The sequence below is a fragment of the Streptacidiphilus sp. ASG 303 genome, assembly GCF_020991365.1.
In the GTDB taxonomy this organism is placed as follows: Bacteria; Actinomycetota; Actinomycetes; order Streptomycetales; family Streptomycetaceae; genus Peterkaempfera.
The window spans coordinates 148,177-164,060 of sequence record NZ_JAJLRA010000007.1; the positions used below are offsets into that span (position 1 = coordinate 148,177).

12 protein-coding genes are annotated in these 15,884 nt (G+C 75.3%); 5 read left to right on the forward strand and 7 right to left on the reverse strand.

All coding sequences use genetic code 11. The annotated features are described in order from the left end of the window. Positions 1-96: 96 nt before the first annotated feature. The 5 genes from LO771_RS12390 (at position 97) to LO771_RS12415 (ending at position 7,254) form a co-directional block, all read left to right on the forward strand. On the forward strand, positions 97-1,209 hold the full coding sequence (locus LO771_RS12390) for an alpha/beta hydrolase (RefSeq protein ID WP_230651351.1): 1,113 nt from the start codon (positions 97-99) through the stop codon (positions 1,207-1,209). Between the two features lie 585 nt (positions 1,210-1,794). After that, the gene (locus LO771_RS12395) at positions 1,795-3,132 is read left to right on the forward strand and encodes a hypothetical protein (protein ID WP_230651354.1); all 1,338 of its coding nucleotides are present in this window, start codon (positions 1,795-1,797) and stop codon (positions 3,130-3,132) included. Between the two features lie 372 nt (positions 3,133-3,504). Further along, positions 3,505-4,905 carry a glutamine synthetase family protein gene (locus tag LO771_RS12405; RefSeq protein ID WP_230651357.1) on the forward strand — a complete coding sequence of 467 codons (1,401 nt, stop codon included), beginning with the start codon at positions 3,505-3,507 and terminating at the stop codon, positions 4,903-4,905. A gap of 3 nt (positions 4,906-4,908) precedes the next feature. After that, entirely contained in the window at positions 4,909-6,054 is a 1,146-nt protein-coding gene (locus LO771_RS12410) for an amidohydrolase family protein (RefSeq protein WP_230651359.1), read from the forward strand. Between the two features lie 126 nt (positions 6,055-6,180). Beyond that, a complete protein-coding gene (locus LO771_RS12415) occupies positions 6,181-7,254 on the forward strand; it encodes a trans-aconitate 2-methyltransferase (RefSeq protein WP_230651362.1) in 1,074 nt (357 codons plus the stop codon). Positions 7,255-7,329: 75 nt separating this feature from the next. Here LO771_RS12415 and LO771_RS12420 read toward each other — a convergent pair whose 3' ends face one another. The 7 genes from LO771_RS12420 to ccrA all read right to left on the reverse strand — a co-directional run bounded on the left by LO771_RS12420 (position 7,330) and on the right by ccrA (position 15,709). Continuing rightward, positions 7,330-8,211, reverse strand: a complete 882-nt coding sequence (locus LO771_RS12420) for a phosphatidylcholine/phosphatidylserine synthase (protein ID WP_374228156.1) — start codon at positions 8,209-8,211, stop codon at positions 7,330-7,332. After that, positions 8,198-8,890, reverse strand: a complete 693-nt coding sequence (locus tag LO771_RS12425; RefSeq protein ID WP_230651365.1) for a phosphatidylserine decarboxylase — start codon at positions 8,888-8,890, stop codon at positions 8,198-8,200. Before LO771_RS12425 ends, LO771_RS12420 begins: the two co-directional genes overlap by 14 nt. A 496-nt stretch (positions 8,891-9,386) precedes the next feature. Next, the gene (locus LO771_RS12430; RefSeq protein ID WP_230651368.1) at positions 9,387-10,589 is read right to left on the reverse strand and encodes an acyl-CoA dehydrogenase family protein; all 1,203 of its coding nucleotides are present in this window, start codon (positions 10,587-10,589) and stop codon (positions 9,387-9,389) included. Positions 10,590-10,749: 160 nt separating this feature from the next. Next, the gene (locus LO771_RS12435) at positions 10,750-11,268 is read right to left on the reverse strand and encodes a MaoC family dehydratase (protein ID WP_230651372.1); all 519 of its coding nucleotides are present in this window, start codon (positions 11,266-11,268) and stop codon (positions 10,750-10,752) included. Between the two features lie 32 nt (positions 11,269-11,300). Next, positions 11,301-12,263 (reverse strand): CoA ester lyase, encoded by a 963-nt coding sequence (locus tag LO771_RS12440; protein ID WP_230651375.1) that lies wholly within the window; start codon positions 12,261-12,263, stop codon positions 11,301-11,303. Positions 12,264-12,298: 35 nt separating this feature from the next. Next, complete coding sequence (locus LO771_RS12445) at positions 12,299-14,356, reverse strand: protein meaA (protein WP_230651378.1); 2,058 nt, start codon at positions 14,354-14,356, stop codon at positions 12,299-12,301. 15 nt (positions 14,357-14,371) lie between these two features. Continuing rightward, positions 14,372-15,709, reverse strand: coding sequence for a crotonyl-CoA carboxylase/reductase (ccrA, locus tag LO771_RS12450; protein WP_230651381.1), 1,338 nt, complete (start codon positions 15,707-15,709; stop codon positions 14,372-14,374). Positions 15,710-15,884 lie beyond the last annotated feature (175 nt).

Consider the following 15,884-nt stretch of genomic DNA (forward strand, 5'->3'; position numbering starts at 1 on the left):
GTTCGTCCGGAAGAACCCGCACCGATGGCCGGGCCCCGCCGCGGGTAGTGGACTGACGACAAGAGGAGTCGGCGAGGCACGAGACCGGGGAGCGACATGCGATGGGGAACCCTGGCGGCCGTGGCGGCCGCCACCGCGGTGGGCGCCGGAGCGGCCGCGCTGGCCGCCGGGCGCGTGGTGTCCGACCTGGCGGTCCGCCCCCGCGGGCCGGGCGCCGGGACCGGGGGGCTGCGGGTGCACTCCACCGCGGCCGGCCGGGTGGCGCTGACCCGCGCGACCGAGACCGCCCGGCGGGGCACCTACGGCCTGGAGTGGCCGGGCGGCCACGCCGTGGTCGGGGAGGTGCTGGAGACCACCCCGCAGACGGTCGTGCGCCGCCTGGAGCGGGTCGACGGCACCCCGCCCGTCCCGGGCGAGCGCGTCGCCCTCACCCCGCGGGTCCTCACCGGGGACCCCCGCACCGCCCTCGGCCTGGACTTCACCGAGGCGTGGGTGCGCGGCGAGCTGGGCCCGATGCCCGCCTGGTACCTGCCCGGCGTGCGCGACCTGTGGGTGGTCGCCGTCCACGGCCCCGGCGCCGACCGGCAGCAGGTGCTGCCCGTCCTGCCGCTGCTGCACTCCTTCAAGCTCCCGGTGCTCGCGGTCACCTACCGCAACGACGAGGGCGCCCCGCGCTCGCCGGACGGCATCGGGCACTTCGGCGAGACCGAGTGGCGCGACGTGGAGGCGGCCATCCGGCTGGCCCTGCAGGCCGGCGCCGCCCACGTCCTGCTCTACGGCTGGTCGCTCGGCGCCACCATGTGCCTGCAGGCGGCGGACCGCTCCTCCTGGCGCGACGCGGTGCGCGGCCTGGTCCTCGACTCCCCGGTCCTGGACTGGCACGCCACCGTCCGCGGTCAGGCCGTCCGGCGCGGCGTGCCCTCGCCCCTCGCCGAGCTCGGCGTGCGCGCCGCCGCCGGGCGCTCGGGCGTGGACCTCGACGCGTTCGCCCGGCTGGGCCGCGGCGAGGGCCTGGAGGTGCCCGCCCTGGTCCTGCACGGCCCGGACGACACCGCGGCGCCGCTGCGGGCCTCCCAGCGGCTGGCCGACGCCCGCGATGACCTGGTCACCCTGCACACCGTGCCGGGCGCCGAGCACGCCGTCCTGTGGAACGCCGACCCGCGCGGGTACGAGGAGGCCCTGCGCCGGTTCCTCACCCCGCTCGTGTAGGGGCGGCCCGGCCCGTCCCGCGCGCCCGAACGGTTCCCCCGTCGGCCGGGTCTGCCCGTCCGGCCCGCCCGTCCTGCCCGCACGGTCCGCCCGGCCGGGCCGTCCGCAGGCGCGACACCGCCCAGGAGTGGTTGATATGTCCCTACACGTCATCCTTTGCCTACCGGGACGCCGCCCCCCGGCGGCGGTGCGACGCGGGCGATGTGACAGAAGGCGTGTCCACGGGGAAGACTGCACGGCGTGACGTCTCGGAACCCGCGCGACCGTGATGCTTCGCTTCCCCCAGCACGCCGGCCCGAACGCCCCGCCGCGGAACCCGCGGGGGGACCGGCCGCCGGCGACCGGGCCGCCGTCCGCCCCGGTGCGGCCGGCGACGGACCGGCCCGGCCGGCCGCGTCCCCCGCCCCCGCCGGGCGCCCCGGCGCGTCCGCCCCCGGACGCCGCACCGGCGCCACCGTCACCCGCCTCCCCGGCGCCGCCGGGCCCCGCCGCCCCGTCGCCGGCCCCCCGGACCGGCCCGGGCGCCAGGCCCCCGCCCGCCGCCCCGGGGGCCGCACCCGCGCCCCCGTCCCCGAGGGCTTCCCGGTGCCCGCCGAACTCGCCCCCCTGGCCCGCCGGATACTGGCCGACGCCGTCCGCGTCGCCCGCTGGGCCGGCGAGCTCGGCCGCGTCGGCAAGCGCGGCGAGCTGCTGCCCGAGGACGCCCGCGCCGCCGGCCGCGCCCTGGCGATGACCGTCGGCGCCGCCGCCAAGGCCTGGGGCCAGGCCCTGCTCACCGGCCTCGTCGAACTCCGCGACGGCGGCGCCGGACCCGGCTGGCGCCTCCACGCCTGGGAGCACGACGACGAGGCCGTGGTCCGCGGCTGGGCCGCGCTCTTCGACGCCTGGACCCTGCTGGCCCCGGTGCCGCCCGCCGCCCTGCGCGGCGTCTTCGCCGTCCTCGCCGGGCAGGCCGTCGACCAGGCGCCGCAGCTGCTCTCCTTCCTTCACCTGGTGGACGGGCCGGTGCCCGACGGCGAGCTCATGGAGCTGCTGCGCCGGGGCCTGGACGAGCGCCGCCACGGCGCCGGCGCCGGCCTGGCCGCCCTCTCCCCGGTGCCGCACGCCGCCTCCGCCGTCTCCGCCGTGCGCGGCAGCGGGCCGCGCACCGCCGACGGTCCGGAGGCCGACAGCCCGCCCCCCGCGCCGTCCGACGTCGCCGCCGTCCTGGAGTGGATGGTCGACGGGCTGCTCGCGGTCGGCGCGGTCGTCCGCGAGCCCGGCGCCGCCGAGCCGTCCGTGCGGCTCTCCCCGCTCGGCCACTGGGCCGTGCGGGCGAAGCTGGAGGAGATCTGCACGGTCGCGCAGACCGCCGCCGGGCACATCGAGCAGAGCGCCCGGGAGCTCCTCACCGCCTGCTCCCGCTACTCGCCCGGCCCGGCCCGCGCCGAGTACCGGGCCTGGGTCGCGGCCCGTCCCGCCGACCGTGCCGTCTCCGAGCTGCTGGAGGCCGCCCGCGGCGACGACGCCCTGCTGCGCGGCCTCGCCTTCGAGGCGCTGCGGGTGGCGGGCGGCACCGCCGAGCAGGCCGTGCGGGCCGCCGCGGAGGAGCCGGTGCTGCGCCCGTACGCCCTGCTGTGGCTGGCCGAGCAGTCGGACGAGGGCGGCGTGGTCCCCGCCGACGTGCTCAGCCGCGAGGACGCCGCCTGGCTGTGGGTGGACACCGGCGCCGCCGTGCTGGACCACGCCGACACGGCGCTGCTCGCCGGGCACGTGGAGGCCGCCGCGGCCGGCGACCCGGTGCGGCTCTTCGCCCGGGCCCGCCAGTCCGGGCACCCGCGGGCCGCGTCGGTGCTGACCGCCGTCGCCGCCACCCACCCCGACCCGGCGGTCGCCCGCGCCGCCCGCCGCTCCGCCTTCAGCGTCCACGACGGCGGCGCCTGACCACCCGGACCCGCCCAGGCCGCCCGGGGTGCCCGGACAACCCAGGCCGCCCGGACCGCCCGGGACAACCGACCGCCGGGACCGCCCGACGGCCGGGCCGGGCAGGTCCGCCCGGCCCCGGCCGCCCCCGCGGTGCCCGCCGGGGCCACCCGGCCGAGCGCGGGCCCCGCGCAGCCGCACCCCGCCGCTCCGCGGTCCCGTCCCTCGGTGGTCCCGTCCGCCAGTGGTCCCGTCCGGCAGGGGCCGGCCTGCCGGGCCCCGGCGGCCGCACCCCGCCGGTCCGCGTGATCACCCGCTGGGCGGGTTCCGGAACCCGGCCCGGCGGGAAACCATGGCAGGGACCCCCGAACCGGCGAAGGGACACCGGGTGCCATGGATGCCGTGGACGAGGAGCTCCGCCCGCGCGACCGGGCAGCCCGGGCCGAGGAGGCGCGGCAGACCGCCGCGCGGCTGCACGCCGAGGGCGCCGGCGGGGTGCTGCTGACCTGGGTCGACAACGCGGGTGTCACCCGGGTCAAGGGCGTGCCCACCCTCCGGCTGGAGCACGCGGCCGCCTGGGGCGTCGGCGCCTCCCCGGTCTTCGACGTCTTCCTCGTCGACGACTCCGCCACCTCGGGACGCTTCCTCGGCGGCCCCGTCGGCGACCTGCGGCTCCTCCCCGACCTCGACCGCGCCGTGCCGCTCGCCGCCCAGCCCGGCTGGGCCTGGGCGCCCGTCGACCGGTACGACCAGGACGGCACCCCGCACCCCGGCTGCCAGCGCCTCTTCGCCCGCCGCATGGCGGAGCGGGCACGGGCCCGCGGCCTGGAGCTCCGCTGCGCCTTCGAGGTCGAGTGGGTCGCCGCCCTCGCCGGCGCGCCCGACGAGGACCCGGTGCCCCCCGTCCCCGGCGCCGCCTACGGCATGGACCGGGTCATCGGCCTCTCCGACTGCCTGCGGGACCTGCTGCGGGCCCTGGACGAGCAGGGCGTCGCCGTCCACCAGCTCCACCCCGAGTACGCCGCCGGCCAGTACGAGCTGTCGGTGGCCGCGGAGGACCCGGTGGCCGCCGCCGACACCTGCGTGCTGGTCCGGCAGACCGTGCGGGCCGTCTCCGCCCGGCACGGCCTGCGGGTCTCCTTCGCCCCCGCGGTGGAGGCCGGCCGGGTCGGCAACGGCGGCCACCTGCACCTCTCGCCCTGGCGCGACGGTGCGAACCTCTGCCACGGCGGCCCCGGGCCGTACGGGCTCACCGCCGAGGGGGAGGCGTTCCTCGCCGGGGTCCTCGCCGAGCTGCCCGCCCTCACCGCGGTCGGCGCACCCGGCCCGGCGAGCCCGCTGCGGCTGGTCCCCGACCGCTGGGCGGGCGCCTACCGCTGCTGGGGCCGGGAGAACCGCGAGGCCGCGCTGCGCCTGGTCACCGGCTCGGCGGGCGAGGAGGCGGAGGCGGCCAACGCCGAGGTCAAGTGCTTCGACGGCTCGGCCAACCCCTACCTCGCGGTCGGCGCGGTGATCGCCGCCGGCCTCGCCGGGGCCGACGCCGGGCTCACCCTGCCGCCGGAGGTCCGCGGCGACCCGGCCGCACCGCCGGAGCCGGGCTCCGGACCGGCCCCCGAACGCCTGCCGCAGACCGCGGCCGAGGCGCTCGCCCGCTTCGAGGACTCCGCCGTGCTGCGGGAGGCCATGGGCGAGGTCCTGCACGACACCTTCCGCGCGGTCCGGCAGGCCGAGGCCCGCCTCTTCGCCGGCGCCGCCCCCGATCAGGTCGCCGCCGCCACCCGCTGGCGGTACTGACCGGTGGCCGCCGCCGGGCACGCCCTCGTCGACCACCACTGCCACAGCGTGCTCGGCCGCGACCTCGACGCGGGCGCCTTCGCCGCGCTGCTCACCGAGTCCGACCGCCCGGCCGCCCCCGGCACCTCCTTCCTCGACAGCCAGCTCGGCTTCGCCGTCCGCCGCCACTGCGCCCCCGTCCTCGGCCTGGAGCCGCACTGCCCGCCCGGGGAGTACCTGGCCCGCCGCCGCGACCTGGGCGCGCCCGAGGCCGTCCGCCGCCTGCTGCGCGCCGCCGGCCTGGAGACCCTGCTGGTCGACACCGGGCTGGAGGCCATCCCCGGCGCCGGGCCGCTGCTGCCGCTGCCCGACCTCGCGGCGGCGGCCGGCGCCGCCGTCCGCGAGGTGGTGCGGCTGGAGTCCGTCGCGGAGCGCGTGGCCGCCGGGCGGGTCTCCGCCCGCTCCTACCCGGACGACTGCGTCCGGGCCCTCGCCGAGGCGGTCCGCGACCGCGACGCGGTGGCCGTGAAGTCCGTCCTCGCCTACCGCCACGGCCTCGACGTCGACCCCCGCCCGCCGTCCGCCGCCGAGACGGCCCGCGCCGCGGGGGAGTGGCTGGCCCGCCTGGACCGGCACGGCGGCCCGCCCCGGCTCACCCACCCCGTCCTGCTGCGCCACCTGCTGTGGGCGGCCGTCGAGCTGCGGCTGCCCCTCCAGCTGCACACCGGCTTCGGCGACCCCGACCTGACCCTGCACCGCGCCGACCCGTCGCTGCTCACCGGCTTCGTCCGGGCGGCCGAGCCGTACGGGGTGCCGCTGGTGCTGCTGCACGCCTACCCGTACCACCGCCAGGCGGCGCACCTGGCCGCGGTGTACCCGCACGTGTACGCGGACGTCGGCCTCGCCCTCGCCCACACCGGCGCGCGGGCCGGCGCCGTGCTGGCGGAGGTCCTGGAGACGGTGCCCTTCGGCAAGGTGCTCTTCTCCACCGACGCCTACGGCCTGCCCGAGCTGTACCTGGTCGGGGCCGCGCTCTTCCGCGGGGCGCTGGCGTCCCTGCTGGACGGCTGGACCGCGGACGGCTCCTGGTGCGCCGCCGACGCCGACCGGGTGGCAGCGATGGTCTCCGCGGGCAACGCCCGGCGCCTCTACGGCCTCCGCGCGCCCTGACCGGTGCGGCGCCCCTCCCGCCTTGTGGGGGTCCGCGCCCCGCGGGATGCTGGGGGCGGGGGACAGCCGGCAGGGGGACGGGCGGCAAGGGGGACAGGGGGCCGGGCACCGACGCGGAGGTGCGGGATGACTGTCGACATGACCACGGTGGACCAGGCCCGGCTGGAGGAGCTGCTCGGCAGGGTGGTCGCGGACCTGGGCGCGGTCGGCGCCGGGACCCTGGTGGTGCTGGGGGAGCGGCTCGGCCTCTTCCGGGCCCTGGCCGACGGCGGCCCCGCCACCCCGGCGGAGCTGGCGCGGCGCACCGGCACGGTGGAGCGGAACGTCCGGGAGTGGCTCGCGGCGATGGCCGCGAGCGGCTACGTGGCGCACGACGGCGGCGTCTTCCGGCTCGACCCGGAGCAGGAGGCGGCCTTCGCCGACGAGCAGGGCCCGGCCTTCGTCGCCGGCGGCTTCCAGCTGCTGACGGCCGCCGCGCGCCCCGACACCCGCGGCCTGCTGGAGCGGGCCTTCAGGGACGGCCGCGGCCTCGACTGGGGGGAGCACCACCCCGACCTGTTCACGGGCACCGCCCGGTTCTTCCGGCCCGGGTACGCCGCGCACCTCGTGCAGGACTGGCTGCCCGCCCTGGAGGGCGTGGTGGAGCGCCTGGAGGCGGGCGGCGCGGTCGCCGACGTCGGGTGCGGCCTGGGCCTGTCCACGCTCCTCATGGCGCAGGCGTTCCCCGCCGCCCGCCTCACCGGGTTCGACTCCCACGCCCCGTCGGTGGACGCGGCCCGCAGGCAGGCCGCCGCGGCCGGTCTGGGCGACCGGGTCGCCTTCCGGCCGGCGGCGGCCCTGGACTTCGACGGCGGCCCCTACGACCTGGTGGCGTACTTCGACTGCCTGCACGACATGGGCGACCCGGTGGGCGCGCTGCGCCACGCCCGGGGGCTGCTGGCCCCCGGCGGCACGGTGATGCTGGTCGAGCCGTACGCGGAGGACACGCTGGAGGAGAACCTGAACCCGCTCGGCCGCCTCATGTACACGGCCTCCACGCTGATCTGCACCCCGGTGTCGCAGGCCCAGGAGGTCGGCCTGGCGCTGGGCGCGCAGGCGGGCGAGACGGCCACCCGGGCGGTCGCGGAGGAGGCCGGGTTCCGCCGGTTCCGGCGCGCCGCCGGGACGCCGACCAACCTGGTGTACGAGGTCCGGGTCTGAGCCGGGGCGCCGGCCGGGAACGCCGGAGGGGCCCGGTCCGCGGTGGACCGGGCCCCTCCGGGGCGTCTGCCGTGCTCAGCCGAGGCGGGACTCCGCGCGGCGGGCCCGCACGTCGCACACCTTCTGGTTGACCTTGCGGCGGATGACCAGCAGCGGCGCCATGGCCGCCAGGCCGATCTGCGCGGTGGCGCCCACGTGCAGCAGCACGTCGCCGCCGGGGACCCCGGCCGCCCAGGCACCCAGGCAGCCGATGGAGACCACGATCCAGCAGAGCGTCGCGGTGGCGAGCAGGCCCTGCGGCTTCGGGTACTCGATGCGGCTGACCATGAGGTACGCCACGCCGAAGATCGCGATCATCGCGGGGATGAACGGCGGGTCCAGCAGCACGATGGCGATCACCGTCATGGCGCCCATCGGGCACGGCATGCCCTGGAAGACGCCCGGCCGCATCTTGACCGCCGAGAAGCGGGCGAGGCGCAGCACCACGGCCAGCAGCACGGTCAGCGCGATGAACGCCGACACCCGCTGGTCGCCGTCGGGCGACACCATGCCCCACACCGCGACGAAGTACGCCGGCGCGATGCCGAAGCTGGTGAGGTCCGCGAGGTTGTCCAGCTCGGCGCCCAGCGCGGAGCTGCGCAGCTTCCGCGCGACCAGTCCGTCGAACAGGTCGCACATCGAGCCGAGCAGCAGCAGCGTGACCGCCATGGCGGCGCTGTGCCGGTTGGTGGGCGCGGAGCCGTCCCCGGTGATGTGCGGGATCAGCACGCCGGTGGTCATGGAGTAGATGGCCAGGAAGCCGCAGACGGCGTTGCCCAGCGTGAGGAAGTCCGCGGTGGAGAGCGTCTGCGGCGAGCGGGGCGCCCGCAGTTCGCGGTCGCGCGCCCAGCGGCGGCGGCGGATCGCCGTCTCGGCGTCCTCTTCCAGGCCCAGTGTCTCAGGATCAGTCACGGTCAAGGCGTGTCACCCCGGCAGTCGTCTTCTGGCCGACCTCGACGCCGACCTCGACGCCGGCCGGCAGGTACGTGTCGACGCGCGAGCCGAAGCGGATCAGGCCGACCCGCTCCCCCTGCTCGACCTTGGCGCCGGGCTCCAGGTAGGGGACGATGCGGCGGGCGACGGCGCCCGCGATCTGCACCATCTCGATGTCGCCGAGCTCGGTGTCGAAGTGCCACACCACGCGCTCGTTGCGGTCGCTGTCCTTGTTGAACGCCGGCACGTACCCGCCGGGGACGTGGTCGACGGAGGTGACCGTGCCGGGCAGCGGGGCGCGGTTCACGTGGACGTTGAGCGGGCTCATGAAGATCGCCACGCGGGTGCGGCCGTCCGGCCAGGCGTCGATGGACTGCACCACGCCGTCGGCAGGGGAGATCACGCGTCCGGCGCCGATCTCGCGCTCGGGGTCGCGGAAGAACCACAGCATGCCCGCGCTCAGCGCGGACAGCGGCACCGCCGCCAGGGCCCAGCGGCCGCTGCGCCGGGTGAGGGCGGCGGTGGCGGCGGCGGAGGCCACGGTGGGGAGGAGCCAGGGCGAGGCGCCGCGCGCGAGGGTCGCGCGGGGACGCCGGGCGTTCTCCGGGGAGCCGTGGGCATCGCGGTCCGCTGCGGAGGGCTGGGGGGACGGGCTGTAGGGCATCGAAGACCTTTGTCGCGGGGGGCACCGCGGGGACGAGTGGTACGGGGGACGGCAGCTGTCCCGGTGGATGCTATCGGCAGCAGGTGGTGAGTGGGCAAGCGCCGGAATCCGGAACCCGCCTGCCCCTCGCTGCGCTACCCCTGCTCTGTGTACGACCGTAGCGGGTGCCCCGCCGGTTCCCCAAGTGGGAGGTGAAAGGGCGTGAGGCGCGTCTCAGGGGTGTTCCGGCGGGTGTGCGGGGGTGTGGCGGCGGCCGCAGGGCGCGGGCACCGCGCCGGGAGCCCCGGCGGTGCGACGTGCGCTCCTGCGGCCGCCGCGGCCCCCTCCCGCCGGTGTCGGGAGGGGGGCCGTCCGGCCGGGACCCGCACGTCCCGGCCGGCTCTTCCGGTGGCTGGAAATCTTCGCAATCAGGCTTAATTCGACCAGTCGGCGGTCAGCCGACCGCCGACCGCGGCACCCCGGTGGCGCGCCTGCGGCGCCCGGGGCCGCCCGGGGGTCAGTCGGCGATGCGGTACTCCTCCAGCAGCCGGCGGCCCACGATCATCTTCTGGATCTCCGCAGTGCCTTCACCGATCAGCAGCATCGGGGCCTCCCGGTACAGCCGCTCGATCTCGTACTCCTTGGAGAAGCCGTAGCCGCCGTGGATGCGGAAGGAGTCCTCCACGACCTCCTTGCAGTACTCGGAGGCCAGGTACTTCGCCATGCCGGCCTCCAGGTCGTTGCGCTCCCCGGAGTCCTTCTTGCGGGCCGCCATCACCATCATCTGGTGGGCCGCCTCGACCTTGGTCGCCATCTCGGCCAGCTTGAACTGGATCGCCTGGTGCTGGGCGATCTGCTTGCCGAAGGTGTGGCGCTGCTGCGCGTACCGGATGCCCAGCTCGAAGGCGCGGCGTGCCACGCCGCACCCGCGGGCGGCGACGTTGACCCGGCCCACCTCGACGCCGTCCATCATCTGGTAGAAGCCGCGGCCGGTGGTCCCGCCGAGCACCCGGTCGGCGGGGACGCGGACGTCCTCCAGCACCAGCTCGGTGGTGTCGACGCCCTTGTAGCCCATCTTCTCGATCTTGCCCGGCACGGTGAGGCCGGGGACCTTGGGGTTGGGGCCGAAGCCCGGCTCCTTCTCGATCAGGAAGGTGGTCATGTTGCGGTGCGGGGCGTCGTGGCCCTCGTCGCTGCGGCACAGCACCGCGACCAGGGTGGAGGTGCCGCCGTTGGTCAGCCACATCTTCTGGCCGTTGATGACGTAGTCGTCGCCGTCCCTGACCGCCTTCGTCCGGATCGCGGAGACGTCCGAGCCCAGGCCCGGCTCCGACATCGAGAAGGCGCCGCGGACCTCGCCGGCCGCCATCCGGGGCAGGAAGTAGTCCTTCTGCTCCTGGGTGCCGTGCGCGTTGATCATGTGCGCGACGATGAAGTGGGTGTTGACGATGCCGGACACCGACATCCAGCCGCGGGCGATCTCCTCCACCACCAGGGCGTAGGTCAGCAGCGACTCCCCGAGGCCCCCGTACTCCTCGGGGATGGTGAGGCCGAAAAGGCCGAGCTGCTTCATGCCCTCGACGATCTCGGCCGGGTACTCGTCCCGGTGCTCCAGCTCGGTGGCGACCGGGATGATCTCCTTGTCGACGAAGTCCCGCACCGTGGCGAGGATGTCCCGCTGGATCTCGGTGAGGCCGTCGGTCTGTGCGAGGCGTCCCATGGCGCGGCTCCGAATCACGTGAAGAGGGTGGTGAGGGGGCGGGGCCCCGCGGGCGTGGTCTCCGCGGGGCCCCGGGGTCCGGCGGCGGGCGGCCGATGACGGCGGCCGCCCCTGCCGGGGTCCGGGCGGCCCGGAGCGGCTCCGGGCGGCGTCGGACGGCTTAGGCGCGGGGCTCCGGCTCGCGGAGCTCCGGGCGGCCGGGCTGCTCGCCGCCGCGCGCCGCGGTGTACTTCTCCGTCGGCACCATCACCTTGCGGCGGAAGACGCAGACCAGCGTGCCGTCCTGCTTGTATCCCTTGGTCTCCACGTGCACGATGCCGCGGTCGTCCTTGGACTTCGACGGCCACTTGTCGAGCACGGTCGTCTCGCCGTAGACCGTGTCGCCGTGGAAGGTCGGCGCCACGTGCCGCAGCGACTCGATCTCCAGGTTGGCGATGGCCTTGCCCGAGACGTCGGGGACCGACATGCCGAGCAGCAGGGAGTAGACGTAGTTGCCCACCACCACGTTCCGGCCGAAGTCGGTGGTCCGCTCCGCGTAGTTCGCGTCCATGTGGAGCGGGTGGTGGTTCATGGTGAGGAGGCAGAAGAGGTGGTCGTCGTACTCGGTGACCGTCTTGCCGGGCCAGTGCCGGTAGACGGCCCCGACCTCGAACTCCTCGTAGGTGCGTCCGAACTGCATGGTGGTGTCCTCGGGGGGTGGGAGGGCCGGGGTCAGGACTGCGGGGGCTCGAACTTGGACGTCCGCTGCATGCCCGCGGCACGGCCCTTGCCCGCGATGACCAGGGCCATCTTGCGGGACGCCTCGTCGATCATCTCGTCGCCGAGCATGGCCGAGCCCTTGGCGCCGCCGGCCTCCGAGGTGCACCAGTCGTAGGCGTCCAGGATCAGCTCGGCGTGGTCGTAGTCGTCCTGCGTCGGCGAGAAGACCTCGTTCGCCGCGGCGACCTGGTCCGGGTGGAGCACCCACTTGCCGTCGAAGCCGAGGGCGGCGGCGCGCTGCGCGACCTCCCGGTAGCCCTCCTGGTTGCGGATCTGCAGGTAGGGGCCGTCGATCGCCTGCAGGTCGTGGGTGCGGGCCGCCATGAGGATGCGCATCAGGATGTAGTGGTAGGCGTCGGCCGGGTAGCCGGGCGGCTGCTCCCCGACGACCAGCGACTTCATGTTGATGGAGGCCATGAAGTCGGCCGGGCCGAAGATGATCGTCTCCAGGCGGGGCGAGGAGGCCGCGATCTCGTCGACGTTCACCAGGCCCTTGGCGTTCTCGATCTGGGCCTCGATGCCGATCCGGCCGACCTCGAAGCCCATCGTCTTCTCGATCTGGGTGAGGAGCAGGTCCAGCGCCTTCACCTGGGTGGCGTCCTGGACCTTGGGGAGCATGATGCAGTCCAGGTTGGGGCCGGCGCCCTCGACGACGGTGACCACGTCGCGGTAGGTCCAGTGGGTCGTCCAGTCGTTGACCCGCACGACGCGGGTCTTGCCGCTCCAGTCGCCGTTGTTCAGGGCGTCGACGACGGTGTGGCGGGCGCTCTCCTTGACCAGCGGCGCGCAGGCGTCCTCGAGGTCCAGGAAGACCTGGTCGGCGGGCAGGCCCTGCGCCTTCTCCAGGAAGCGCGGGTTGCTGCCGGGCACGGCCAGGCAGGAGCGGCGGGGGCGCAGGCGGTTGACAGCGGTCATGGGGTTCGGTTCGTCCTTCCCGGAGGGTGGGGTCGTCAGCGGGCGGCGGGTGCGGGGTCCGCCGCCTCCCGCCAGGGCCGGAGCCGGTTGGCGAGGCGGATCTCGTCGACGATGCGGCCGATGATGGTGGTGATGGAGAAGTCCTTCGGGGTGAACACCGCGGCCACCCCGGCGGCCCTCAGCGCCTCGCCGTCCGCTGCCGGGATGATCCCACCGGCGATCACCGGCACGTCCTCCACCCCGGCCCGGCGCAGCCGCCGCAGCACGTCGGGGACGAGCTCGGCGTGCGCGCCCGACAGGATCGACAGTCCCACGCAGTGGACGTCCTCCGCGACCGCGGCGGCCACGATCTGCTCGGGGGTCAGCCGGATGCCCTGGTAGACCACCTCGAAGCCGGCGTCGCGGGCGCGGACCGCGATCTGCTCGGCGCCGTTGGAGTGGCCGTCCAGGCCCGGCTTGCCGACCAGCATCCGCAGCTTGCCCGCGCCCAGCTCCTCGGCGGTGGCCGCCACGGCCTCGCGCACGGCGGCCAGCTCGCCGCCCGGCTCGGCGGCGACCGCCACCGGGGCGCCGCCGACACCGGTGGGCGCCCGGTACTCGCCGAAGACGTCCCGCAGGGCGAAGGACCACTCGCCGGTGGTGACCCCGGCGCGGGCGCACTCCAGGGTCGCCGCCATGAGGTTGACGCCCTCGGCCGCCGCGTCGGCCTTCAGCCGCTCCAGGGACGCCTTGACGGCGGCCTCGTCGCGCTGCCCGCGCCAGGCCTCCAACGAGGCCAGCACGGCCCGCTCGGCGGCCGGGTCGACCTGCTGGATCGCGGCGTCGAGGTCGGCGGTGAGCGGGTTGGGCTCGGTGGTCTCGAAGCAGTTGACGCCGACCACCCTGTCCTCGCCGGACTCGATGCGGGCCCGGCGGGCGGCGTGCGAGGCCACCAGCTGCGCCTTGAGGTAGCCGGACTCGACCGCCGGGATCACGCCGCCCATCCCCAGCACCTTGGCGATCTCCGCCTCGGCGCCGGCGAGCAGCTCGGCGGTCTTGGCCTCGACGACGTGCGAGCCGTCGAAGAGGTCGCCGTACTCCAGGAGGTCCGACTCGTAGGCGAGCACCTGCTGGATGCGCAGCGACCACTGCTGGTCCCAGGGCCGGGGCAGGCCGAGTGCCTCGTTCCAGGCCGGCAGCTGCACCGCCCTGGCCCTGGCGTCCTTGGAGAGGGTGACGGCCAGCATCTCCATGACGATCCGCTGGACGTTGTTCTCCGGCTGGGCCTCGGTCAGGCCCAGCGAGTTGACCTGCACGCCGTACCGGAAGCGGCGCTGCCTCGGGTCGGCGATGCCGTACCGCTCGCGGGTCACCGTGTCCCAGAGGCGGGCGAAGGCCCGCATCTTGCACATCTCCTCGACGAAGCGGACGCCCGCGTTCACGAAGAAGGAGATGCGGGCGACCACCTCGCCCATCCGCTCCTGCGGCACCTGGCCGGAGTCGCGGACGGCGTCCAGGACCGAGACCGCCGTGCACATCGCGTACGCGATCTCCTGCACCGGGGTCGCCCCGGCCTCCTGCAGGTGGTAGCTGCAGATGTTGATCGGGTTCCACTTGGGGATGTGCGCGACCGTGTAGGCGATCATGTCGGTGGTGAGCCGCACCGACGGGCCGGGCGGGAAGACGTGCGTCCCGCGCGACAGGTACTCCTTGACGATGTCGTTCTGGGTGGTGCCGGTGAGCAGGGCGATGTCCGCGCCCTGCTCCTCGGCGACCACCTGGTACAGCGCCAGCAGCCACATGGCGGTGGCGTTGATCGTCATGGAGGTGTTCGTCTTCTCCAGCGGGATGCCGTCGAAGAGGGTGCGCATGTCGCCCAGGTGCCCGACCGGGACGCCGACCCGGCCGACCTCGCCGCGGGCGAGGACGTGGTCGGCGTCGTACCCGGTCTGCGTGGGCAGGTCGAAGGCCACCGACAGGCCGGTCTGGCCCTTGGCGAGGTTGCGGCGGTAGAGCGCGTTGGACTCCTTCGCGGAGGAGTGCCCCGCGTAGGTCCGCATGAGCCACGGCCGGTCCCGCTGCGGCCTGGGCTGCTGCCCGTTCGACTCGGTCATGTCGGCGGCCCCCGCTCAGACGTTCCGGAAGCGGTTGATGGCGGGCAGGTGCTTCTCGCGCAGCTCCGCGTCGCGCACGCCCAGGCCCTCCTGCGGGGCCAGGCAGAGCACGCCGACCTTGCCCTGGTGGACGTTGCGGTGCACGTCCAGCGCCGCCTGGCCGGTCTCGTCCAGGGAGTACACCTTGGAGACGGTCGGGTGGATCTTCCCCTTGGCGATCAGGCGGTTGGCCTCCCACGCCTCGCGGTAGTTGGCGAAGTGCGAGCCGACGATGCGCTTGAGCGACATCCACAGGTAGCGGTTGTCGTACTGGTGCATGTAGCCGGAGGTGGAGGCGCAGGTGACGACGGTGCCGCCCTTGCGGGTGACGTAGACCGAGGCGCCGAAGGTCTCGCGGCCGGGGTGCTCGAAGACGATGTCGACGTCCTCGCCGCCCGTCAGCTCGCGGATGCGGGCGCCGAGGCGCTTCCACTCCTTGGGGTCCTGGGTGTGCTCGTCCTTCCAGAACCGGTAGTCCTCGGCGCTGCGGTCGATGATCGCCTCGGCGCCCATGGCGCGGCAGATGTCGGCCTTCTGGTCGTTGGAGACCACGCAGATCGGGGTGGCGCCGCCGGCCAGGGCGTACTGGGTGGCGTAGCTGCCGAGGCCGCCGCTGGCGCCCCAGATGAGGACGTTGTCGCCCTGCTTCATGCCGGCGCCGTTGCGCGAGACCAGCTGGCGGTAGGCGGTGGAGTTGACCAGGCCCGGGGAGGCGGCCTCCTCCCAGCTGAGGTGCTTCGGCTTGGGCATGAGCTGGTTGGTCTTCACCAGGGCGATCTCGGCGAGGCCGCCGAAGTTGGTCTCGAAGCCCCAGATGCGCTGCTCGGGGTCGAGCATGGTGTCGTTGTGGCCGTCGGCGCTCTCCAGCTCCACCGACAGGCAGTGGGCGACGACCTCGTCGCCGGGCTTCCAGGCGTTGACGCCGGGTCCGGTCCGCAGCACCACGCCGGCCAGGTCGGAGCCCAGGATGTGGTACGGCAGGTCGTGACGGGCCGTCAGGGGGGAGAGCTTCCCGTACCGGCGCAGGAAGGAGAAGGTGGAGACCGGCTCGTAGATCGAGCTCCACACCGTGTTGTAGTTGACCGCGCTGGCCATGACGGCGACCAGGGCCTCGCCCGGGCCGAGTTCGGGGACCGCGACCTCGTCCACGTGCAGGGACTTGCGCGGGTCCTTGTCCCGGCTGTCGAGGCCGTCGAACATCTCCTCCTCGTCCTTGTGGAGCGTCACCGCCCGGTAGGACTCCGGCAGCGGCAGTGCGGCGAAGTCCGCGGCCGTGGTGCCGGGGTTGAGGATCGCGTCGAGGATTTCCTTCAAGGCTGCCTCCGAAGGCGTACCTGCGTGAGGGCGCAGGGCGTCTGGGGGAGCCGGGAGCGGACACCGGCTTGTTCGTGGTCGGGGTGGAGCTGTCGTCCCCGGGTTGCGGGGACGGCGTCCGGGAACGGCGCGCCGAGGTGGGGAGCCGCGGCGCCGCGACCGGTGGACTCACCGT